A 23,921-nucleotide genomic window follows, 5' to 3' on the forward strand; every position below is an offset into this window, starting at 1 on the left:
GCCGAGAACGGTCATGGCCGGAATGTTCCGAGGCTGAAACGTCGAATCGCATCGGGAACGGGAACGCACGCTTGTCGTCCACCATGTCAGCATCTGGCATTTCTGAGCGGCCGTCCGGCCTGTCGCAGCGCTATGCCCGCGCGCTCTACGAACTGGCCGACGAGCAGAAGCAACTCGACCGGACCATCGCGGAGATGGAGGCGCTCGGCGCGCTGATCGGCCAGTCCGAACCGCTGAGCCGGCTGATCGAAAGCCGGGCGATCGACGTGACCGAGGCCGGACGCGCGATGGATGCGGTGCTGGCGAGCCAGGGTTTTTCCGATCTGGTGAAGCGTTTTGTCGCCACCGCGATCGCCAATCGAAGGCTGCACGAGCTGCCTGGGCTGATTTCGGGATTTGCCGGCTTTGTCGCGGAGAAGCGCGGAATCGTCACCGCCGAGGTCGCCACCGCCCACAAGCTGACCGACACCCAGCGCGCGCAGCTCGCGGCACGCCTCGCCGAAGCCGGGTATGGCCGGGTGGTCATTCGCGAAACCGTCGATCCCGCGCTGCTCGGCGGCATGTCGGTCAAGATCGGTTCGCGCCTGTACGACACGAGTTTGAAATCGCGCCTGCAACGCCTGCGCCATGTGATGAAGGGAGCCGCCTGATATGGAGATCCGCCCTGCCGAAATCTCCGAGATTCTGAAGCGTCAGATCGCGAGTTTCGACACCGATGCGAATGTCGCCGAGACCGGACAGGTGCTGTCGGTGGGTGACGGTATCGCGCGCGTCTTCGGCCTTGCCAACGCGATGGCTGGCGAACTGGTCGATTTCCCCAATGCCGGCGTCAAGGGCATGGCGCTCAATCTTGAAAACGACAATGTCGGCATCGTCATTTTCGGCGAGGACCGTGCGATCCGCGAAGGCGACACCGTGACCCGCACCGGGCAGATCGTCGACGTGCCGGTGGGCAAGGGATTGCTCGGCCGCGTGGTCGATGCGCTCGGCAACCCGATCGACGGCAAGGGCCCGATCGAGACCACCGAACGCCGGCTGGTCGAGGTCAAGGCGCCGGGCATCATTCCGCGCAAATCGGTGCACGAGCCGATGCAGACCGGCATCAAGTCGATCGACGCGCTGATCCCGATCGGGCGCGGCCAGCGCGAGCTGATCATCGGCGATCGCCAGACCGGCAAGACCGCAGTGATCATCGACACGATCATCAACCAGAAAATCATCAACGCCCAAGGCAACGAAACGAACGACGAGAGCAAGAAACTCTATTGCATCTATGTCGCGATCGGCCAGAAGCGCTCGACCGTCGCGCAACTGGTGCGCACCCTCGAAGAGAACGGCGCGATGGAATATTCCATCGTGGTCGCCGCGACCGCCTCCGAGCCCGCGCCGATGCAGTTCCTCGCCCCCTATACCGGCTGCGCGATGGGCGAGTATTTCCGTGACAACTCGATGCACGCGGTTATTTTCTATGACGATCTGTCAAAGCAGGCGGTCGCCTACCGGCAGATGTCGCTGCTGCTGCGCCGGCCGCCGGGGCGCGAAGCGTATCCCGGCGACGTATTCTATCTGCATTCGCGGCTGCTGGAGCGGGCGTGCAAGATGTCCGACGAGTTCGGCGCGGGCAGCCTGACCGCGCTGCCGGTGATCGAAACCCAGGCAGGCGATATCGCGGCCTATATTCCGACCAACGTGATCTCGATCACCGACGGCCAGATATTCCTCGAAACCGAATTGTTCTTCAAAGGCATCCGTCCGGCGGTGAGCGTGGGGGCCTCGGTGTCGCGCGTCGGTTCGGCGGCGCAGATCAAGGCGATGAAGCAGGTCGCCGGCAAGATCAAGCTCGATCTCGCGCAGTATCGCGAGATGGCGGCGTTTTCGCAGTTTTCCTCCGACCTCGACGCCTCGACCCAGAAGCTGCTGGCACGCGGCGCGCGGCTGACCGAACTGCTCAAGCAGCCGCAATATAAGCCGCTGCCGGTCGAGGAGCAGGTGGTGGCGATCTTCACCGGAACGCGTGGCCATCTCGACGACGTACCGATCGACCGGATCGGCGATTTCGAGAGCCAGTTGATTTCGGAACTGAAGGCCCGCGCGCCGGAGATTCTGAAGTCGATCCGCGACGACCGCGAAATCAAGAAGGATGTCGAGGCGAAGCTGACCGAGTTTATCCAGTCTTTCGCGAAGAGCTTCGCGTGAGCGACGGACCCGGCCGATGCCCAGCCTGAAATCGCTTCGCAACCGGATCTCCAGCGTCAAATCGACGCAGAAGATCACCAAGGCGATGAAAATGGTCGCCGCCGCCAAGCTGCGCCGCGCCCAGGCGCAGGCCGAGGCGGCGCGGCCCTATGCGACGCGGATGGCGAAGATGATGGCCGCACTCGCGCGCGGCGCGGCGAGCAATCCGAACGCGCCGGCGCTGCTGGTCGGCACCGGGGCGGACAAGACGCATCTGATCGTCGCGGTGACCGCGGATCGCGGCCTCGCCGGGCCGTTCAACGCCTCGATCAGCCGGGCCGTGCGCAACCGCGTGCGTGCGCTGGAAGCCGAAGGCAAGACGGTGAAACTGTTCGCCGTGGGCCGCAAAGGGCGCGATTCGCTGAGGCGCGACATGGCCGACCGGATGATCGGCGATGTCAATTTCGTCGGCCGCCGATCGCTCGAATTCACTGATGCCGAAGCGATCGCCAACCGGATCATCGCCGAATTCGACGAGGGCGGCTTCGATCGCTGCACGCTGATGTTCAATCGGTTCGTCTCGGTGATGGTGCAGACCGTCGCCGAAACGCCGCTGATTCCCGCCAGCGCCGGCGAGCCGGCGAACGACGACGGCGATACCGCCGATTACGAGATCGAACCGGATGACGGCTCGCTGCTGGAACGGCTGCTGCCGCGCAACCTCGCGGTGCAGATCTATCGCGCGCTGCTCGAAAGCAATGCCGGATTCCAGGCGGCCCAGATGACCGCGATGGATAACGCGACGCGCAACGCGGGTGACATGATCAACCGCCTGACGATGAACTACAACCGCACCCGGCAGGCGAACATCACCAAGGAATTGATCGAGATCATCTCCGGCGCGGAAGCGCTCTGAGACGACGATACAGGGAACCAGGACCATGGCGAAAAACATTACCGGACGGATCACGCAGATCATGGGACCTGTGGTCGATGTGCAGTTCGAGGGCGACTTGCCGTTCATTCTGAACGCGCTGGAAACCAAGGTCGGCGAGCGCCGGCTGGTGCTGGAAGTGGCGCAGGAAATCGGCGAGCGCACGGTGCGCTGCATCGCGATGGACAGCACCGACGGTCTGGCGCGGGGTGCCGAAGTGGGTGACACCGGCGATAGCATTCGCGTGCCGGTCGGGCCGGCGACGCTGGGCCGGATTCTCAACGTGATCGGCGAGCCGATCGACGAACGCGGGCCGATCGACGCGAAGCTGACCTACCCGATCCATCGCGAGGCGCCGTCCTTCGAGGATCAGGCGACCTCGGCGGAAATTCTGGTCACCGGGATCAAGGTGGTCGATCTGCTGGCACCCTACCTCAAGGGCGGCAAGATCGGGCTGTTCGGCGGCGCCGGCGTGGGCAAGACCGTGCTGATCCAGGAGCTGATCAATAACATCGCGAAAGCGCATGGCGGCGTCTCGGTGTTCGCCGGTGTCGGCGAGCGGACCCGCGAAGGCAACGACCTCTATCACGAGATGATCGACGCCGGGGTCATCAAGCTCGGCGAGAACACCACCGAAGGCTCGAAAGTCGCGCTGGTCTACGGCCAGATGAACGAGCCGCCGGGGGCGCGCGCACGGGTCGGCCTGTCGGGCCTGACCCTCGCCGAATATTTCCGCGACGAGGAAGGCCAGGACGTGCTGTTCTTCGTCGATAACATTTTCCGCTTCACCCAGGCGGGCGCCGAGGTTTCGGCGCTGCTCGGGCGCATTCCGTCGGCGGTGGGTTATCAGCCGACTCTCGCGACCGACATGGGTGCGTTGCAGGAGCGGATCACCTCGACCAAGAAAGGCTCGATCACCTCGGTCCAGGCGATCTATGTTCCCGCCGACGATTTAACCGATCCGGCACCGGCGACCTCGTTCGCGCATCTGGATGCGACCACGACGCTGAACCGGGCGATTTCGGAAAAAGGCATCTATCCGGCGGTCGATCCGCTGGATTCAACCTCGCGCGCGCTCGATCCGCGCGTCGTCGGCGAGGAGCATTACGCTGTTGCGCGCGAGGTTCAGCGCATTCTGCAAAGCTACAAGTCGCTGCAAGACATTATCGCGATTCTGGGAATGGACGAACTGTCGGAAGACGACAAGCTCACCGTCGCGCGCGCGCGCAAGATCGAGCGCTTCCTGTCGCAGCCGTTCCATGTCGCGGAAGTGTTCACCGGCTCACCCGGCCTGTTCGTGCGCGTCGAGGATACGGTGCGCAGCTTCAAGGCGATCTGTGCCGGCGAATACGATCACCTGCCCGAAGCCGCGTTCTATATGGTCGGCACCATCGAGGACGCGGTGAAGAAGGCCGATCAGCTCAACACGACGGCTTGAGGAGCGGATCGTGACCGTCGCTCTCGAAATCATCAGCCCGGAGCGGCTGCTCCTGGCGCGCCCGGTGGACATGGTGGTGATCCCCGGCACTGAAGGCGATCTCGGCATTCTGCCGGGCCATTCCAGGCTGATCACCAGCCTGCGCGGCGGCATGATCGATCTGTATGAGAACGACGCCGTGGTCGACCGCTACTTCGTCTCGGGCGGATTCGCCGAAGTGACCGAAGAGCGCTGCACCGTGCTCGCCGATGCGATCATGAAGCTCGCCGAACTCGACGCGCAGGACGCCGCCGACGAGCTTGCGCGCGCGGAGGCCGACTATCGCGAGGTGGACGAGGCGGACGCGAGCGCTTACCGCGCCGCCTCCGACCGGCTGATCACCGCCCAGGCGAAGGTGGACACGCTCGCCGAAAGAAGCTGACCGCACATGCCGGCTCTGGTATCGATAGGCGATCGCCCTTTAATAGTAAGGGACCGCTCGTCGTAAGGAGACCAGGGCATGGCCGAGCCAGCATTGTCGTCCGTACCGCCTGACCGGCCGACCCGCTCCTGGCTCGACCGGCTGTGGTCGTCGATCGCCGAGCACGGGCGGCATTTCGTCACCTTCCCGAATGCCGACCTGCCGTCGCGCGAGCGTGCCGAACTCCTGGCCGATTCGCTGCTCGGCGGCAGGGGCGAGGCGTCCGGCGCCGCCCTCGCGGCGGGGCTGCTGAGCGCGATCGGCGGACTTTCGCCGGCCGACCGGATCGGCTTTCTGGAGTTTCTCGCCACCCATTTCGAGCCCGATCACGACCGCCTGGAGACAGCTGCGCGCGCCTATCTCGCGGCGCCGGGCGCGGAGACCGCGACCGTGCTGGCCGATGCCGCCGAACCGCCGCGCCAGGAATTGCTGCGCCGGATGAACATGGCGCCGGGCGGCACCGCCGCTTTGGTCGCGATGCGCCGCGCCGCGCTCGCCGAATTGCCGCGCAACCAAGCGCTCCGGCCGCTCGACGCGGATTTGCGGCATCTGTTCGCCTCCTGGTTCAACCGCGGCTTTCTCGAACTGCGCCGAATCGACTGGCGAACCCCCGCCTTCGTTCTGGAAAAGCTGATCGAATACGAGGCGGTTCATGAAATCCAGGGCTGGGAGGATCTGCGCCGCCGCCTGGCGCCGGACCGGCGGTGTTTTGCGTTTTTTCACCCATCCCTGCCGGACGAACCGCTGATTTTCGTCGAAGTAGCACTGGTCAAGGGCCTCGCCGAGGCGATCGGTCCGCTGCTCGCGCGCGAGTCCGAGGAGCTTGCCGCCGAAGCCGCGCTGCACGATGCCGCCGAACGCGCGGATACCGCGATTTTCTATTCGATTTCCAACTGCCAGGAGGGGTTGCGCGGAATTTCCTTCGGCAATTTCCTGATCAAGCAGGTGGTTGAGGAGTTGCAGGCCGAATTGCCGCGCCTCAAGCGTTTTTCCACCCTTTCGCCGGTACCGGGCCTGCGCCGCGCGGCACTCGCTTTGCTCGATCTTTCGGTACCGCCGGCGCCCTGGCTCGCGCCGGAAGAACGCGAGACGCTGATGCGCGCGGCGGGAATCGCCGCCGATCCGACGCCGGACCCGGCCCGCGACGCCGATCTGCTGAAGACGGTCCTGGAGACAAGGAACTGGTGGAGCGACGTATCGCTCGCCGGTGCCCTGCGCGCGCCCTTGCTACGATTCGCGGCGCTTTATCTGACCGGCGGATTCAAGGCGAGCGAGGTGCGGGAAGCCGCCCGTCCCGATCCGGTCGCCCGGTTCCATCTGGGCAACGGGGCGCGGCTGGAGCGAGTCAACTGGCTGGGCAACCCGTCGGCGCGCGGCATCGCCGAATCCTTCGGGGTCATGGTGAACTACCTCTACGATCCCGATGCGATCGAAGCCCGGCACGAAGCCTATCTGCGCGACGGCACGGTGGCGCGCGCCTCGGGCGTCGATCAGCTCATGGCGATGCCCGGCCAAAGCTGGTTCGCCCGGCGCGCGCGCGGCGTTGCCGCCGCCGGACCCTGATCGCGCCGCACCGCGCGACCGGCTATGGCCCGGTGCGGCGATCGCCGGTATATCGGCACCCATGCTGACCACATTGTCACCCGACCTTGCCGAACTCGACGACGCGATCGGCCGCGCCCAGGAACGGCTCGCAGCCGAGCAGCAACCGGACGGCCATTATGTGTATGAGCTGGAGGCCGACGCGACGATTCCGGCGGAGTACGTGCTGCTGGAGCATTTCCTCGACCGGATCGACCCCGAACTCGAAGCCCGCATCGGCGTGTATCTGCGGGCGATTCAGGGAAACTCGCCGCAGAACCCCGGCGGCTGGCCGCTATTTCATGACGGGGCGATGGATATCTCGGCCAGCGTGAAGGCGTATTTCGCGCTCAAGGCGATCGGCGACGATCCCGAGGCGCCGCATATGCGCCGCGCCCGCGCCGCGATCCTGGCGCGCGGCGGAGCCGAGCGCACCAACGTGTTCACCCGCATCCAGCTCGCTTTGTACGGCGCGGTGCCGTGGCGAGCCTGTCCGGTCATGCCGGTCGAGATCATGCTTCTGCCGGGCTGGTTCCCGATCACCATGTGGAAAATCAGCTACTGGTCGCGAACGGTGATCGCGCCGCTGCTGGTGCTGATGACCGAGCGGCCGGTGGCGCGCAACCCGCGCGACGTGCGGATCGACGAGCTGTTCGTTACCCCGCCCGAGCAGGTGCGCGACTATATTCGCGGCCCCTACAAATCGTGGATGGGCAATGCGTTCAAGGCGCTGGACACCGTGCTGCGCCCGCTGGAGCGGCATTTCCCATCTCGGTCGCGCAAGCGCGCGATCCAGGCCGCGATCGACTTCATCACCCCGCGCCTGAACGGCGAGGATGGGCTGGGCGGCATCTATCCCGCCATGGCCAATGCGGTGATGATGTTCGATACGCTCGGCTATGCGCCGGACCACCCCGATTACGCCATTGCCTGGGCCTCGGTGCACAAGCTGGTGACCGATGCCGCCGCGCGGATTCCGGGCGGGATCTATGTCCAGCCCTGCCTGTCGCCGGTGTGGGATACCTCGCTCGCCGCCCACGCACTGGCCGAGGCGGCCGGGGCGCAGGATGCGCACGTCGCCGCCGCCTGCGACTGGCTGATCCCCCGCCAGGTGCTCGATGTGAAAGGCGACTGGGCCTATCGCAAGCCGGACGCGCCGCCGGGCGGCTGGGCGTTCCAGTACAACAACGCTTATTACCCGGACGTGGACGATACCGCCGTGGTGGGGATGCTGCTCGACCGCGCCGGCGACCCCGCGCATCGCGAGGCGGTGGAACGGGCGCGGTTGTGGATTCTCGGGATGCAGAGCAAATCCGGCGGCTGGGGCGCCTTCGATTCCGACAACGAATTCGACTATCTCAACCACATCCCCTTCGCCGATCACGGCGCCCTGCTCGATCCGCCGACCGCCGACGTCGCCGCGCGCTGCGTGTCGTTCCTGGCCCAGCTCGGTCATCCCGAGGATCGGCCGGCGATCGCGCGCGGGGTGGATTATCTGCGGCGCGAGCAGAAGCCGGACGGCTCCTGGTTCGGCCGCTGGGGCACCAACTATATTTACGGCACGTGGTCCGCTTTGTGCGCGCTGAACGCTGCAGGCCTGCCGCATGATTCGCCGATGATCCGGCGCGCCGCCGAATGGCTGATCGCGCGCCAGCGCGAGGATGGCGGCTGGGGCGAGGATTGCGAGAGCTATGCCCATGCGCCGCCCGGCGAGTATCATGAAAGCTTGCCGTCGCAGACCGCCTGGGCGCTGCTCGGGCTGATGGCGGCGGGCATGGCCGGGCATCCGTCGGTGGCGCGCGGCATCGACTGGCTGCAATCGGCGCAGGACGAGGATGGCTCCTGGCGCGAGAAACCCTATAACGCGGTCGGGTTCCCGCGCGTATTCTATTTGCGCTATCACGGCTATCCGCGCTTCTTCCCGCTGCTCGCGCTGGCGCGGTTCCGCAACCTCGCGCGCGGGAACAGTGCGCGCGTCGCCTGCGGGTTCTGAAGCGGGACATTTGCCACGGACGGCGCGCCCGTGGCAGGAGACCGGCGCGGCGGGTGTGGCGGAATCGGTAGACGCAGCAGACTTAAAATCTGTTGCCCGACAGGGCGTGCGGGTTCAAGTCCCGCCATCCGCACCAGTAAATTAGGGCTGGCCGTAGAATGGGCAGCCGATGGTCATGGTCTCGATGATTTCTTGACGTTGGCTCCGGGCGGCCTTCTTGCGCCAAGCACCGACGATTCCGGCTCTGGTTCGCTCCACTGCCCGCTTTCCCGCAAAATTTCGCCCGGCTTGTGATATGGTAAAGGTCTGTGACGGAGTCGAAGGGAAGACATGATGAATGATCCGCCCCAATGCTCCGCTCTGGACGCGTGGCCAGAGCTTCCGCTCTCGGCGTGGGAGGATACCTGCGCCACGCTTCATCTCTGGACCCAGGTGGTCGGGAAAATCCGCCTCGCCCATGCGCCGATGATCAACCATTGGTGGCAGGCGACGCTCTATGTGACCAGCCGGGGGCTGACCACCTCGCCGATCGCCCACGGTTCCCGCGGCTTTCAGATCGACTTCGATTTCATCGACCATTGCCTGACGCTTCGGACGAGCGACGGCGCGACCGAAATGATCCGACTTGGTCCATGCACCGTCGCCGATTTTTACGCCGAGGTGATGGGCCGGCTGCGCGGGCTTGGGCTGGAGACCCGGATTTGGACCATGCCGGTCGAGATACCGGATGCCATCCCGTTCGAGCAGGATCGGGAGCATGGCTTCTACGACCCGGAATACGCCCACCGCTTCTGGCGCATTCTGGTCCAGGCGCACCGGATCTGCAGCCGGTTTCGATCGCCATTCCTCGGCAAGGCGAGTCCGGTGCATTTTTTCTGGGGGAGTTTCGATCTGGCGGTCACCCGGTTTTCCGGGCGTTCCGCGCCGCCGCTGACCAGCAACTCTCCCAACCTCGGGGCGTGGGTCATGCGGGAGGCATATTCGCATGAGGTGAGCAGTTGCGGCTTCTGGCCGGGCAATGGGGGATTCGGCCAGCCCGCGTTCTACAGCTATGCCTATCCTGAGCCGCCGGGATTTGCGGCAGCGCCGGTTCGCCCGAATGACGCGTTCTACAGCGAAAGCCTCAGACAGTTCATCCTGCCCTACGATGCGGTCCGTCGGGCGGCGTCGCCGGATGACCACCTGATGGCGTTCCTGCGGAGCAGTTACGACGCGGCCGCCGGGCTGGCGCGGTGGGATCGCGCCGCGCTGGAACGCGCGGAAAACTAGGCCGGGGGCGGTGTCGCCATGAACTCGAAGCCGCGATCCGAGGATGGGCACGACATACCGCCGGCGGCCACGGAGCGGGACACCGGGCGCGTCGAGGCGTTCAGCGATGGCGTTTTCGCCATTGCGATCACGCTGCTCATCCTGGAGATCAAGGTGCCGCACGCCCATGGATCGTCGCGGCCGTTCAGCCTTCTCGGCTCGTTGACCGGGCTTTGGCCGTCCTATTTCAGCTATCTCCTCAGCTTCACCATGATCGGCATCTACTGGGCGAATCATCATTACATTTTCAAGTTGTTCACGCGGACCAATCACACGCTCAACCTTCTGAACCTGCTGTTCCTGCTGACGATTTCCTTTCTGCCGTTTCCGACAGCGACCTTGGGAAATTACATGCTCGATGCGGCGAACCGGACGACGGCGGCGACCTTCTACGCAGTCGGCCTCCTGCTTCCGGCATGCACCTGGCTGCTCATGTGGCTCTACGCCACCACGGGACGCAGACTGGTTCACCCGCGCCTGGAGTCTGCCTTCCTGCACCATCTGACCATCCAATATGCCGGCACGGTCGCGATCTATCTCGGGGCCGTACTGCTCTGCCTTGTGGATGTCAGACTCGGACTCGGGGTCTGCGTGGGGCTGACGCTGCTCTATCTTCTGCCGCCGGCCAGCTACGCTTATGCGCGGGGGAAACGGACGCCATAACAGTCAAGTCAGTGCCGAGGGTACGTCAAAATCCTACGTCACTGCCGTCGGGTCGCGGCTGATGCGGACGCGCTCGACCCGGCGACCGTTCATCGCCAGCACCTCGAAGCGCCAGCCGCCGAAGGCGATGGCGTCGCCCTGGCGTGGCACCCGTTTCAGCAGAGCGAGCAGGAAACCACCGAGCGTGTGGTAGGAGCCGTGCGCGGGAAGCTCGATCAGCCGGAGACGATGCGCGACCTCGTCGATCGGCTCCAGCCCGTCGAGCTCGAATCGTTCGGGCACGGTTTCGCCCCCTTCGGCGTGGGTGGGCTCCTCGACATCGCCGACGATAGCTTCCAGAAGATCGCCGACCGTGACCATGCCTTCAAAGCTGCCATATTCGTCGAGTACGAAGGCGACGCCGAGCGGATCGGCTTTCAGCCGTTCCAGCGCGTCGAGCGCGGAGATCGCGTCCGGCACCGCGAGCGGCTGACGCAGCGACGTGGCGATCGAGATGTCCTTGCCGTCCAGCATCCGGTCCAGGATGTCCTTGGCCTGGACGATGCCGACCACGTTGTCGATGCTGCGGTCGCACACCACGAAGCGCGAATGGGGCGCGGCCTTGAGGGCGGTGATCACCTGGCCGCGCGGCGCGGTACGGTCGAGCCAGGCGATGTCCTGGCGCGGCGTCATGATCGCGCGCACCGGCTTGTCGGCAAGCCGCATCACCCGCTCCATCATGTCGCGCTCCTCGGATTCCAGCATCCCGGACGCGGTGCCCTCGGCGAGGATGGCTTTCAGCTCCTCCTCGCTGATCGCCCGACGGTGCGGATCGGCGGGACCGAAGGCGCGGAGCAGAAGATCGGAGGTCGCGCCCAGCAGCCAGACGGCCGGGGCGGCGACGCGGGCGAACATGTCGATCGGCCAGGCGACCGCGCAGGCGATCCGCTCGGCGTTGCGCAGGGCGAGCTGCTTGGGCACCAGTTCGCCGCAGACCAGGGTGAGAAACGTCACCAGGACGATTGTGATGATTAGCGCGACCGTGCCCGCCGCCGGCGCGATGAATGCGACGCGGCGGAGCAGCGGGGTGAGCGCGGTGGCGAGCTTGGCGCCGCCGACCACGCCGGTCATGATGCTGATCGCGGTGATGCCGATCTGCACGGTGGGCAGGAAACGGTCTGGCGCCTCGGCCAGAAGCCGTGCGTGGACGGCGCCGCGGACGTGTTTTTGCGCGAGCAGCGCGAGGGCGGCACGGCGCGACGAGACCAGCGCCATCTCAGCCAGCGCGAAACCCGCGTTCAGCAAAATCAACAGGAACAAAAAACCAATTTCGACAACGATCTGCATGACGACCTTGAGATTCCGCGCGATTTCCGCCCAGCATAGACCATTTCAAGGGCGTTCGGGAAAGCCGGAACGGATAGCACGGCTGACGTGTTGAAACCGTATCGAATGCCATGCTTCCGCCATAATCTAGCCGGGGCAATGCCTCACTGCACACGCATCTGCGAGGCAACGCAGGAGGCTCCCTGCGCTGCCAACCGGATGACCGTTCATGACGCATCACGCCCAACTTCGCCCGCTCGCTCCGCTCGTCAGCCGCTCGCGCACGCGTGGCGGCTGGCGCAACCCCGGCACCTGGTTCGCCGCGATCGGCGCCGCCGCAGCGACATTCGGCATCTGGGCGGCGCTCAACCGTCCGGTCGCCAACATCCCGGCCTATCGCGGCGAGATCGGCGGTTTCGCCTTCTCGCCGTTTCATGCCGGCGAGAGCCCGCAGAGCAATGTCTATCCCACGATCGCGCAGATCAAATCGGACCTCGCGCTGGTCGCGACGAAAACCCGCGATATCCGCACCTATACGGTGCAGGGCGATCTCGGGCGGATTCCCGCGCTGGCCGCGAAATATCATCTGAACGTCACGCTCGGCGCGTGGCTCGATCAGCATCTCCGCGCCAATGCGCGCGAGCTGCACAAGGTGGTCGCAGTCGCCAACGCCAACCGGGACGTGAAGGCGGTGATGGTCGGCAACGAGGTGATTCTGCGCCGCAACCTGACGGTCGATCAGCTCGCCGCCGATATCCGCTACGTGAAATCGCGCGTGCATGTGCCGGTTTCCACCGCCGAGCCGTGGCATGTCTGGCTGCATCACCCGGCGCTCGCCAAATCGGTCGATTTCATCACCGTGCATCTGCTCCCGTATTGGGAGGGTGTGCCGGAGAAGGACGCGATCGCCTATGCCCTGCACCGGCTGCATCAGGTGCAGCGGGCGTTCCCCGGCAAGCGCGTGGTGATCGGCGAGATCGGCTGGCCGTCCGACGGCATCGATATCGGCGCGGCCCGTGCCTCACGCGTGCTGCAGGCGACGTTCCTGCGGGATTTCTTCAATGTCGCGCAGAAGCAGCATCTCCAGTATTTCGTGATGGAGGCATTCGACCAGCCCTGGAAAACCAGTTTCGAGGGCCGCGCCGCCGGCTACTGGGGCATGTGGTCGCTGTCGCGCCAGCCGAAATGGTCGTTGACCGGCCCGGTGACGCCGAACCGAGCCTGGCTGCCCTGGGCGGCCGGCAGTGCCGCCCTGGCGATGTTGATTACGCTTCTGCTGCTGTCGCGCCGACCTGATCTGCGCGTTCAAGGCAAGCTGATTTTCGCGGCCCTGGTGCAGGGATTCGGCGCGGCGCTGGCGATGCTGCTGATGACCATGGGCGAGACCTATCTATCCTGGTCGGCCGCCGCCGTCTGGACCACGCTCGCCGCCGGCCAGGCGCTTTTGCTGTTCCTGCTGATCGCCGACAGTTTCGACCTGACCGAAACCCTGTTCGGCCGAGTGCACAAGCGGCACTTTGAACCCGTCCCTGCTCCGCAGGGAACGAAGCTTGCGAAGGTTTCCTTGCATCTGCCGATCTGCAACGAGCCGGCGGAGATGGTGAAGCAGACGCTGAACGCGCTCGCCGCCCTCGATTACGAGGATTACGAGGTGCTGGTGATCGACAACAACACCGCCGATGCGCGCGCCTGGGAGCCGGTTGCCGAGCATTGCGCGCGGCTGGGGCCGAAATTCCGCTTCTTCACCCTCGGCAAATATCCGGGGTTCAAGGCGGGTGCCTTGAATTTCGCGCTGCGCGAGACCAGCCCGGATGCCGAAATCGTCGGCGTGCTGGACAGCGACTACATCGTCGATCCCGACTGGCTGCGCTGCATGGTGCCCGCCTTCGCCGATTCGCGCGTGGGCTTCACCCAGAGCCCGCAGGATTATCGCGACAATGACGGCTCGATCTTCAAGCGCATGATGTTCTGGGAATATGCCGGGTTCTTCCATGTCGGCATGGTCAATCGCAACGAGCGCAACGCGATCATCCAGCACGGCACGATGACGCTGATCCGCCGCGACGCGCTGGTGAAAGGCTCTTCCGATCAAGCGGGGGGCTGGGCCGAGTGGTGCATCACCGAGGACAGCGAGCTCGGCCTGCGCCTGTTCCGCGACGGGTATGACGCGGTCTATTCCAAGCGCAGCTTCGGCCGGGGCGTGATGCCGGACGACTTCAACGCCTTCCGCAAGCAGCGCTACCGCTGGGCCTATGGCGCGATGCGGATTTCGCGCCGGCACTGGAAGGCGCTGCTCTCGCCGTTCGACCGCTCGCTGACCATCGGCCAGCGCTGGCATTTCGTCACCGGCTGGCTGCCCTGGATCGGCGATGCGCTGGGTCTCGCCTTCCTGATGCTGGGGCTCGCGTGGTCGGCGGGGCTGATCCTCGATCCGGTACGGTTCGAATTCCCGATCCTCCTGTTCATGCTGCCCTCGATCGGGTTGTTCGCCTTCAAGATCGTGCAGATTCTGGCGCTGTATTCCGCCCGTGTGCCGTGCGGCTGGCGCGACCGGATCGGCGCGGCGGTTGCCGGATTGGCGCTGTCGCACACGATCGGCAAGGCGGTGTGGAAGGGTTTGTTCACCAACAGGCTGCCGTTCCTGCGCACCCCGAAAATGAAGGATGCGCCGGCCCTCGTGCAGGGGCTGGTGATGGCGCGGGAGGAGCTTGTCCTCCTCGTGCTGACCTGGGCGGCGCTGCTCGGCGTGGGCATCGGCCATCACTGGGCGACGCCGGAATCGAAGCTCTGGTGTCTGGTACTGTTCACCCAGTCCCTGCCCTATCTGGCATCGGTCGCGGTGTCGGTGATTGCCGCCCTGCCGGAAAGGGCGCCGCGCGCGCTGCCGGTGGCACAAACCCTGCTGCCCGCCTCGCGGATGCCGATCTCGGCACGCACCGCGGCGGGGGATTGATGACGCGATGGCCTGACGGTCCGCGAGGCCGTCAGGCTCCAATGTCGGCAGATCGCGAAACATTGAATCAGCGGAGGGTGTGATGGCGGCCATGGCAGAAAATTTCGAGTCGATTTGAATAGGGCATTATGATGAATTTTTTCCAAATGAAATATTTTGGTCCGGCATGTCGCACAACAATATGGAAGACGGCACGGATTTACTAGATAATATGTCAGAAGCTGTAAATTTTCTATAATCTTGCCGATTTTGAAAACCTGCAGCCACCCAATCTGCTCCGTAAATCCGGCTTAGACTATAAAAATATAGACCAATTATCTTGTATCTTCAAAGATTACTTTTTTCTTTTAAAGAAAAAACAATGTAACTTCCTAGACTCAATTTTTTTTCAATTTCATGTCGATAATCTTGTACTTTGTGGGGCCGCAACTCGAATACGGCGTAGTCCATTGAACCGTCTTCGTCCGCACGTAAAGTCCGCCCCAGCACCCCGTGCCTTGACCATGGAACACGCCGATGAAGCCATGGGCGCCCGCGATCATAGGCGCGAGCAGAAGTGCGGCGCTTAGGGCAACGCAACGGGTCAACTTGGGGACGGGGGCAGCCATGGCGGCAATTTTCGGTGTTTCTTCAAGAAAGTAAACGCATAGTCGAATTTCCTGGCGTAGTCGCGATCACCCAAACCGTTATAATTGCTCATTATAAACGAGCCGTTAATCGAACGCCTGCCAATGATGACGTGGTCGCTCGTGGCTCTCTGGTAGGTCAATACCGTGCCGATTTTCAAATCGCGCGGACTGGCCGATGGGTTGAGTTTTTGCAGCAAGGCTTCCGTGGAACCAACCGCACGAGCAATACTGGAAAGGGTATCGCCTGGCTTCACCGTGACGTGCCCCAGGGTTTTGTGGATGATTTTGATACCTTGTTCCCAGCGAGCGGCGCGTAGCAACAGGTAGCCGACGCCCGCCACGATGTTCATCTGTCCATTGCTCACCGCCGACACAGAAGAAAGATGCGCGAGGAGGTTCGCCGGTACGATGGTCGGCAACTTGCTGCCTGCGGTCATCAGGGTACGAAGACCCGGATCACCCTGATTGCCAATCTGCATTGGCTTCGTTTTCCAATCGCGCTGTATAGGTCCTGTCTCAACGAAAAGCATTGCCTTCACGACCTCCCAGTCGAGAGACACATAGCCGGGCGTATCGGCAAGATGCCGATTATAGTCACCGACGATTGAGAGGATGTCTCGATCATATTGCTACCAGCGCGGGTCGCACGCCGCCTGATCGATGCCAGCCTCCCATTTGTCGAGGCGCGGCGGCAGCGGCGAGTCAGACAATGATGCGGAACCGATTTGCGGCAATCCAACCTCCCATGACAAGCAAAATTTGTTATATATATTAACTTTCGTTATGTCAACGATCTTTGCTCCTCGGGCAAGCCCCCAGGAGCGGCAAGGCGACCTCTTGCGGCCTGACGGGAAGGCGGATAAACCTACCGGTGGGTCACGCCCCCCCACCGGGGCGCTATTCTTCTGCAAGGGAGACCATCGATGGCAGACGCCACAGCGGCCACGCCCGCGAAACCGCATCTTCACCCCCGCAATCCGAATTTCTCGTCCGGCCCCTGCGCCAAACGGCCGGGCTTCACGCTCGCCGCCCTCGAAGGCGCGCTGCTCGGCCGCAGCCACCGGGCGAAGGAGCCGAAGGCGAAGCTCGCCGAAGTGATCGCCCGCTCGCGCGCGATCCTCGGCCTTCCGGCGGACTGGCGGCTCGGCATCGTTCCCGCCTCCGACACCGGGGCGGTCGAAATGGCGCTGTGGTCGATGCTCGGCGCGCGCCCGGTCGACGTGCTGGCGTTCGAGAGTTTTTCCGAAGCCTGGGCGACCGACATCGTCAAGCAACTGAAACTCGCGGATGCGCGCGTGCTTTCGGCGCCCTATGGCAAATTGCCCGATCTCGCTTCGGTCGATTTCAGCCATGATCTGGTGCTGGCGTGGAACGGCACCACCTCCGGCGCGCGCATCCCGAACGGCGACTGGATCGCCGCCGACCGTCAGGGATTGGTGATCGCCGACGCGACCTCCGCCGCCTTTGCGATGGATCTGCCGTGGGACCGGCTCGATGTCGTCACCTGGTCCTGGCAGAAAGTGCTCGGCGGCGAAGCCGGGCACGGGATGCTGGCTTTGTCGCCGCGCGCGGTCGAGCGGCTGCACAGCCACAAGCCTGCCTGGCCGCTGCCGAAGATTTTCCGGCTGATTTCGGGAGGGAAACTGATCGAGGGTATCTTCACCGGCGAAACCATCAACACGCCGTCGATGCTCGCGGTGGAAGACGCGCTGGACGGGCTGCGCTGGGCCGAGAGCGTCGGCGGATTGCCCGCACTGATCGCCCGCAGCGAAGCGAACCTCGCGGCGATCGCCGCCTGGGTCGCGACGAATGACCGGGTCGCGTTTCTCGCCGCAGATCCGGCCATCCGTTCCTGCACCTCGATCTGCCTGACCATCGCGGCGCCGTGGTTTGCCGGCCTCGACGACGCGGCGCAGGCAAAGGCGGCGAAGCGAATCACCACACTTCTGGACTCCGAAGCCGTCGCCTTCGACATCGGCGCCTATCGCGATGCGCCGCCCGGCCTGCGCATCTGGGGCGGCGCCACCGTGGAGACCTCGGACATCGCGGCCCTGCTGCCCTGGATCGATTGGGCGATCGACAGCGTGGCCGCCGAAACCATTGCGAAAGTCTGAAGAAAAATGCCGAAAGTTCTGATCAGCGACAAGCTGTCGCCCGCCGCGATCGAGATTTTCAAGCAGCGCGGTATCGAGGTCACGACGAAGCCCGGCCTTACGCCGGCCGAGTTGCGCGCCATTATCGGCGAGTTCGACGGGCTGGCGATCCGTTCCGCGACCAAAGTGACGCGGGAATTGCTCGATGTCGCGCGCAATCTGAAAGTCATCGGCCGCGCCGGCATCGGCGTCGATAACGTCGATGTCAAATCGGCGACCGCGCGCGGCGTGGTGGTGATGAACACGCCCTACGGCAATGCGATTACCACCGCCGAACACGCGATCGGCATGATGTTCGCGCTCGCGCGCCAGTTGCCCGAAGCCTCCGTCTCCACCAAGGCGGGGAAGTGGGAGAAAAACCGCTTCATGGGCGTCGAGCTGACCAACAAGACGCTGGGGTTGATCGGTGCCGGCAATATCGGCTCGATCGTCGCCGAACGCGCGCTTGGCTTGAAAATGCGCGTCATCGCCTATGATCCTTATCTGACCGAAACCCGCGCGACCGCGCTCGGGGTGGAAAAAATCGAGCTCGACGCGCTGCTGGCGCGGGCGGATTTCATCACGCTGCACACGCCGCTCACCGAGCAGACCCGTAACATCCTCTCGCGCGAGGCGCTGGCGAAAACCAAGAAAGGTGTGCGCATCGTCAATTGCGCGCGCGGCGGGTTGGTTGACGAAGCCGCGCTATACGAGGCCTTGCGGTCCGGGCATGTCGCCGGCGCGGCGCTCGACGTATTCGAAACCGAGCCCGCGACGGATAACCGGTTGTTTGCCCTGGAAAACGTCGTCTGCACGCCGCATCTCGGGGCCGCGACCAACGAGGCGCAGGAGAACGTGGCGCTGCAGGTGGCCGAGCAGATCAGCGACTTCCTGCTGACCGGCGCGGTGACCAACGCGGTCAACATGGCCTCGGTTTCGGCCGAGGATGCGCCGCGCCTGAAACCCTATATGGAACTCTGCCAGTTGCTCGGCGGGTTTGCCGGCCAGTTGACCGAGGCGCGGCAGGGCGTGATCCGGCAGGTCGGCATCGAATACGAGGGGGCGGCGGCGCATCTCAATCATCGCCCGCTTTCGGCGGCGCTGTTCGCCGGATTGCTCGCGCCGGTGATGGAGGGGGTGAACATGGTCAACGCGCCGGTGTTCGCGCGCGACCACGGCATTGAATTGTCCGAAACCGTGCATGACCGGGACAGCGAATATCAGACCCTGATCCGCGTTTCGGTTACGACCGACGACCAGACCCGCACCGTATCGGGCACGCTGTTCGGCGGCTCGAAACCGCGCCTCGTCGAGGTGAAGGGCATCAAGGTCGAGGCGGATTTCGGCCGCCACATGCTTTACGTCACCAACCAGGACAAGCCGGGCTTCATCGCCAAATGCAGCGCGATTCTCGCCGATGAGGGGATCAATATCGCGACCTTCCATCTCGGCCGTTCGGCGCCGGCCGGCGACGCGGTCTGCCTGATCTCGATCGACGAGCCCTTGCCGGAGGCGGCGCTGATCGCGATCCGCCACCTGCCGCAGGTCATGCAGGCGACGCAACTCAGCTTCTGACCGCGTCTTGTTACGAAATGTGTCGGGGCTAGTGTCCCGATTCGGACGTTCGTTATCATCAAACCCGGCACCATACGAACGTCCGAATCGAAAGGACACTAGCAACCATTTGAGTCTAGTGTGGTTTTTGGTTCTGAAGTTCCTAAAATCGCCGCCGCATATGCGTAGGAACTTCAGAACCACCACACTAGCGCGGTCCGATTGACCGCGCCGTCTCGCCCGATTACCGATTTCTACGACAGGAATAGTGCCCATAGGGTGCGACCGGCCTGAACTGACGCGAAAACGCGCCGGTTTCGGACCGCAAATCGCCCTCTGAACTATCGGCCATCGGTCGCAGGTCTTGCCGGGCGGCAGGACACTCCCGATTTTGGGGCCATCCGGTCCTGTCCTGAAAGAGGTCGTTGATGCGTCTGCTGACGAAAACTCGTGCCGAAAGCCGGAGTCGCGTGGCGTCCGCCCTCCTGCTCGGGGTGATGGCGTTCGGGGGGGCGCATGCGGTCGCGGCGGCTCCGCCGCCGCCGTCCGTCGGCGTGATGGTCGCGAAAAAAATCCCGGTCTATCAGGAGCGGAGCTATATCGGCCGGATTCAGGCAACCCGCATCGTCAAACTGGTGCCGCGCATTACCGGCTATCTCGAACAGCGCCTGTTCCATCAGGGCGGCACGGTGAAAAAGAGCCAGTTGCTCTACGTTATCGAACCCGGCCCGTATCAGGCGGCGTTCGATCAGGCCAATGCGGCGGTCACCTCGGCGCAGGCGACGCTGGACAACGCGAAGATTGCGCTCGGGCGCGCCCGCAGCCTGCTGCATACGCCGGCCGGGCAACAATCGACCTATGACGATGCGCGCGCGACCGAGGAAAGCGACGCCGCACAGCTTGCCTCGGCGAAGGCGCAGCGCGAAACCGCGGCGATCAATCTGAGCTACACCCAGATCCGCTCGCCGATCGACGGCCGAATCGGGCCAACCAACGTCAATGTCGGCAACGTGGTCAGCCCGACCACGGGAACCCTCGCCACTGTGGTCAGCCAGAATCCGATCAACGTGACCTTCTCGATGCCCGCACGCGAGGCGCTGAAACTGCGCCACGAATTCGTGACCCAAGGCGGGCTCGACGCCGTGGAGCTGCGCCTGCGCCTGCCCGATGGGCGCATGGACAAGCAGGTGGGCACGCTCGATTTCACCAGCAACCAGATCAGCCGGAGCACCGACAGCCTCGCTTTGCAGGGCACGATTCCCAATCCGGTGATACCAGGGCTGGGCCATGCGAAGGTCGGCAACCGTGAGCTGACCAGCGGCGAATTCGTCACCGTGGTCGTGCGCAGCAAGCACCCGCGGCAGCAGATCGTTCTGCCGCGCGATGCGGTGCTCGCCGACCAGCTCGGCGATTACGTTCTCGCTCTGAACGCCAGGAATGTCGTTGTGCGCCAGGCCGTGACTCTCACGCAGACAACGCCCGCGACCGCGACGATCGCGAGCGGCATCGCACAAGGCGACCGGGTGATCGTCGACGGCATTCAGAAGGTTCACCCCGGTATTACGGTCAAGCCCGAGACCGTCGCGCCGAAGCTGGCCCAGGGCTGATCCGGTGATTCCCGCCTTCTTCATCGACCGGCCGCGCTTTGCCGTCGTCATCGCGCTGATCCTGGTGATCGCCGGGCTGCTCGCGCTCACCCATATCCCGGTCGCTCAATTCCCGAGCATCGTACCGCCGCAGGTGCAGGTGACCGCGAACTATCCGGGCGCTTCCGCGAAGGTCGTGGAGGATACCGTCGCCGAGCCGATCGAGGAACAGGTCAACGGGCTCGATCACGAGCTTTACATGTCCTCGACCAGCGCCAATGACGGCAGCTACAACCTCACCGTCAGCTTCGCGCTGGGGTCGGATCCGAATATCGACACGGTGAACGTGACCAATGCGGTGCAGCAGGCGCTGAGCCAGTTGCCGAGCGAGGTGCAGAAGGAAGGGCTGACCATCCGCAAGCGCTCCTCCTCGGTGCTCGCCTTCCAGTTCTTCTACAGCCCCGGCAACCAGCTCACCCCGCTGCAGATTTCCAACTACGTCACCATCAACCTGCTCGATACGATCTCGCGCGTGCCCGGCGTCGGCCAGGCCTTCGTGTTCGGCGCACAGAATTATTCGATGCGGGTGGTGTTCAACACCAACCGGCTGGCCGAGCTCGGCCTGACGCCGTCCGACCTGATCGGCGCGATCGAGGATCAGAATGTGCAGGCGCCGGTCGGCACGATCGGCCTCATGCCGATCGGCAAAAATCAGCAATACCAGCTTTCGGTGCAGACCCAGGGACGGCTGAGTTCGGTCAGGCAGTTCGGCGACATCGTGATTCGCGGCAACCAGAGCGGCTCGGTGCTGCGGCTGAAGGATGTCGCCAAAATCACCCTCGGCGCGCAGAGCGAAAGCCAGATCGACAAGATCAACGGCAATAACGGCGTCGCCATTGGCATTTTCCTCACACCGGGCGCCAATGCGGTCGCGACCTCGCACGCGCTGGAGAAAACCCTCGCGCGACTTTCCAAGCGTTTCCCCAAGGGCCTCGCGACCACGACAGTCTATAATTCCAGCAGCTTCGTCCTCGATACCATACACGAGGTGGAAAAGACCCTCGGCGAAGCGTTCCTTCTCGTCGTTCTGGTGGTGTTTCTGTTCCTTGGCTCGTGGCGCGCGACGATCATTCCCACCGTGGTCGTGCCGGTCGCCCTGATCGGCACCTTCGCCTTCCTTCTATCGTTCGGTTATTCGGCGAACACGATCACGCTGCTGGCGCTGGTGGTCGCCACCGGCGTCGTGGTCGACGACGCGATCGTCGTCGTGGAAAACGTCGAGCGGGTGATGATGGAAAACCCCGAGATGTCGCCGCGCGAAGCCGCCAAGGTGGCGATGGCGCAGATCCAGGCGCCGATCATCGCGATCTCGCTGGTGCTGCTTTCGGTGTTCGTGCCGGTCGCGTTCATTCCGGGACTGTCGGGGCTGCTGTTCACCCAGTTCGCGGTGACGATCAGCATCGCGATGCTGATTTCCGCGACCAACGCGCTCACCCTGTCGCCGGCTTTGTGCGCGATTTTCCTACGCCCGCAGCATCAGCGGCGTGGCATACTCGGCCGGGTGCTGAACGGCATCGACCGCGCGCGCGACGGCTATTCCAACACGGTGACGAAGCTGATCCGCCGCTCGTGGCTCGGACTTCTGGTGATCGGCGTGTTCGGCGTCGCCGTCCTGTTCATGACCACGATCACGCCCGGCGGCTTTCTGCCGGACGAGGATCAGGGTGCATTTTTCATCCAGGCGACGCTGCCGCCGGGCGCCTCGCTGCCGCGCACCGAGGCGGTTGCCGACAAGCTCACCAAGATATTGAACGGATTCCCGCAGGTTCAGGACGCCATCGCGATCAACGGATTCTCGATCCTCGATCAGGCGACCGAACCCAACGCGCTGTTCATGGTCGCCCATCTGAAACCTTTCGCCGACCGCACCGCGGTGCGCGATTCGGTGCAGGCGGTGATCAATCATGTGTTCAGCGCTACCGCCAATCTTCGCAGCGCGAATGTGGTGGCGTTCAATCTGCCGCCGATCATCGGGCTCTCCACCAATGGCGGGTTTCAGTACGAACTCGAGAACGATTCCGGCGCCAGCCAGCAGAAATTCGACAGCGTGCTGAAGGCGATGATCGTCTCGGCCAACGGCGACAAGAAGCTCTCGCACGTGTTCACCACCTATTCGGCGAACAACCCGTCGGTCTATCTCGATATCGATCGCCGGAAAGCCCAGGCGCTCGGCGTGCCGATCAGTTCGATCTTCACCGCGCTGCAAGCCTCGCTCGGCGGCTATTACGTCAATCAGTTCAACGTGTTCGGCCGGGTCTGGCAGGTGAATATCCAGGCGGCGGGGCGCGACCGCGACACCAGGAACGCGATCTGGCGCATCTATGTCCGCAGCAATTCGGGCGCGATGGTCTCGCTGCGCTCGCTCGCCACCGCGCATACCGTGCTCGGGCCGCAGATCGTCAGTCGCTACAACGACACCGAGGCGGCGCCGATCATTGGCAATCCGGCGCCGGGGGTGTCTTCGGGCGCCGCGCTGACCGCGATGGAAAAACTCTCGGCGAAGGTGCTGCCGGCGGGATTTTCCTATGAATGGACCAGCACGGCCTATCTGGAAAAACAGGCATCGGGACAGAGCGGGGTGATTTTCGCGCTGTCGATTTTGTTCGCCTTCCTGTTCCTGGTCGCGCTTTACGAAAGCTGGGTGATCCCGATTCCGGTGCTGCTCTCGGTCGTGGTCGGCGTGTTCGGCGCGATGCTCGGCATCGTGCTCGCCGGGCTCACGCTCAACCTGTACGCGCAGATCGGGCTGGTGGTGCTGATCGCGCTGTCGGCGAAGAACGGTATCCTGATCGTCGAATTCGCCAAGGAACGGCGCGAGGAAGGCATGAGCATCCGCGAGGCGGCGGCGATGGGTGCCAGGATGCGGTTCCGCGCGGTGATGATGACTTCGATCGCCTTCGTGTTCGGCCTGATCCCGCTGGTGATCGCGACCGGGGCTGCGCAGATCAGCCGGCGCTCGCTGGGCACGCCGGTGTTTGCCGGCATGATCGCGGCGAGCGGGGTGGGAATATTCATCATCCCGCTGCTCTATGTGGTGTTCCAGACCATGCGGGAACGCGCGGGGCGTAAGCGGCACAAGGCATCACAACTCGCCGAACATGTGGGCGACGATTGAGGTTGTACCGCGCGTCCAGATTTCGGGCATAAAAA

At 64.0% G+C, this 23,921-nt stretch carries 16 protein-coding genes and 1 tRNA gene; 15 read left to right on the forward strand and 2 right to left on the reverse strand.

Annotated features, from left to right (window positions below):
* Nucleotides 1-83 precede the first annotated feature (83 nt).
* The 10 genes from AiwAL_RS04265 (at nt 84) to AiwAL_RS04310 (ending at nt 10,552) form a co-directional block, all read left to right on the forward strand.
* Nucleotides 84-650 carry a F0F1 ATP synthase subunit delta gene (locus AiwAL_RS04265; protein ID WP_235702975.1) on the forward strand — a complete coding sequence of 189 codons (567 nt, stop codon included), beginning with the start codon at nt 84-86 and terminating at the stop codon, nt 648-650.
* 1 nt (nt 651) lies between these two features.
* Nucleotides 652-2,196: a F0F1 ATP synthase subunit alpha gene (gene atpA / locus AiwAL_RS04270; protein WP_235702976.1), complete on the forward strand. Its 1,545-nt coding sequence runs from the start codon at nt 652-654 to the stop codon at nt 2,194-2,196.
* A gap of 16 nt (nt 2,197-2,212) precedes the next feature.
* On the forward strand, nt 2,213-3,091 hold the full coding sequence (locus AiwAL_RS04275; RefSeq protein WP_235702977.1) for a F0F1 ATP synthase subunit gamma: 879 nt from the start codon (nt 2,213-2,215) through the stop codon (nt 3,089-3,091).
* Between the two features lie 25 nt (nt 3,092-3,116).
* Nucleotides 3,117-4,547, forward strand: a complete 1,431-nt coding sequence (gene atpD, locus AiwAL_RS04280; RefSeq protein ID WP_235702978.1) for a F0F1 ATP synthase subunit beta — start codon at nt 3,117-3,119, stop codon at nt 4,545-4,547.
* Between the two features lie 10 nt (nt 4,548-4,557).
* Nucleotides 4,558-4,968, forward strand: coding sequence for an ATP synthase F1 subunit epsilon (atpC, locus tag AiwAL_RS04285; RefSeq protein WP_235702979.1), 411 nt, complete (start codon nt 4,558-4,560; stop codon nt 4,966-4,968).
* A 78-nt stretch (nt 4,969-5,046) separates the two neighbouring features.
* Nucleotides 5,047-6,570, forward strand: a complete 1,524-nt coding sequence (locus AiwAL_RS04290; RefSeq protein ID WP_235702980.1) for a malonyl-CoA decarboxylase — start codon at nt 5,047-5,049, stop codon at nt 6,568-6,570.
* A gap of 61 nt (nt 6,571-6,631) precedes the next feature.
* Entirely contained in the window at nt 6,632-8,581 is a 1,950-nt protein-coding gene (shc, locus tag AiwAL_RS04295) for a squalene--hopene cyclase (protein WP_235703049.1), read from the forward strand.
* A gap of 49 nt (nt 8,582-8,630) precedes the next feature.
* Nucleotides 8,631-8,717, forward strand: a tRNA-Leu gene (locus tag AiwAL_RS04300).
* 194 nt (nt 8,718-8,911) lie between these two features.
* Nucleotides 8,912-9,850: a DUF5996 family protein gene (locus tag AiwAL_RS04305; protein ID WP_262312182.1), complete on the forward strand. Its 939-nt coding sequence runs from the start codon at nt 8,912-8,914 to the stop codon at nt 9,848-9,850.
* Nucleotides 9,851-9,868: 18 nt separating this feature from the next.
* Nucleotides 9,869-10,552, forward strand: coding sequence for a TMEM175 family protein (locus AiwAL_RS04310; protein ID WP_235702982.1), 684 nt, complete (start codon nt 9,869-9,871; stop codon nt 10,550-10,552).
* A gap of 33 nt (nt 10,553-10,585) precedes the next feature.
* Here AiwAL_RS04310 and AiwAL_RS04315 read toward each other — a convergent pair whose 3' ends face one another.
* Nucleotides 10,586-11,878: a hemolysin family protein gene (locus tag AiwAL_RS04315; RefSeq protein WP_235702983.1), complete on the reverse strand. Its 1,293-nt coding sequence runs from the start codon at nt 11,876-11,878 to the stop codon at nt 10,586-10,588.
* Between the two features lie 208 nt (nt 11,879-12,086).
* Between AiwAL_RS04315 and AiwAL_RS04320 the strand changes: the two genes are divergently transcribed.
* Nucleotides 12,087-14,810 carry a glycosyltransferase family 2 protein gene (locus AiwAL_RS04320; RefSeq protein WP_235702984.1) on the forward strand — a complete coding sequence of 908 codons (2,724 nt, stop codon included), beginning with the start codon at nt 12,087-12,089 and terminating at the stop codon, nt 14,808-14,810.
* 583 nt (nt 14,811-15,393) lie between these two features.
* On the opposite strand, the gene AiwAL_RS04325 is transcribed toward AiwAL_RS04320, so the two are convergent.
* A complete protein-coding gene (locus AiwAL_RS04325) occupies nt 15,394-15,918 on the reverse strand; it encodes a LysM domain-containing protein (RefSeq protein ID WP_235702985.1) in 525 nt (174 codons plus the stop codon).
* A gap of 444 nt (nt 15,919-16,362) precedes the next feature.
* Between AiwAL_RS04325 and AiwAL_RS04330 the strand changes: the two genes are divergently transcribed.
* The 4 genes from AiwAL_RS04330 (at nt 16,363) to AiwAL_RS04345 (ending at nt 23,886) form a co-directional block, all read left to right on the forward strand.
* Complete coding sequence (locus AiwAL_RS04330; RefSeq protein ID WP_235702986.1) at nt 16,363-17,553, forward strand: phosphoserine transaminase; 1,191 nt, start codon at nt 16,363-16,365, stop codon at nt 17,551-17,553.
* Between the two features lie 6 nt (nt 17,554-17,559).
* The gene (gene serA / locus AiwAL_RS04335; RefSeq protein WP_235702987.1) at nt 17,560-19,146 is read left to right on the forward strand and encodes a phosphoglycerate dehydrogenase; all 1,587 of its coding nucleotides are present in this window, start codon (nt 17,560-17,562) and stop codon (nt 19,144-19,146) included.
* A gap of 449 nt (nt 19,147-19,595) precedes the next feature.
* Nucleotides 19,596-20,732: an efflux RND transporter periplasmic adaptor subunit gene (locus AiwAL_RS04340; RefSeq protein WP_235702988.1), complete on the forward strand. Its 1,137-nt coding sequence runs from the start codon at nt 19,596-19,598 to the stop codon at nt 20,730-20,732.
* Between the two features lie 4 nt (nt 20,733-20,736).
* Nucleotides 20,737-23,886, forward strand: coding sequence for an efflux RND transporter permease subunit (locus tag AiwAL_RS04345; RefSeq protein WP_235702989.1), 3,150 nt, complete (start codon nt 20,737-20,739; stop codon nt 23,884-23,886).
* The last annotated feature ends 35 nt before the right edge of the window (nt 23,887-23,921 follow it).

Source organism: Acidiphilium sp. AL, assembly GCF_025499445.1.
Taxonomy (GTDB): domain Bacteria; phylum Pseudomonadota; class Alphaproteobacteria; order Acetobacterales; family Acetobacteraceae; genus Acidiphilium; species Acidiphilium iwatense.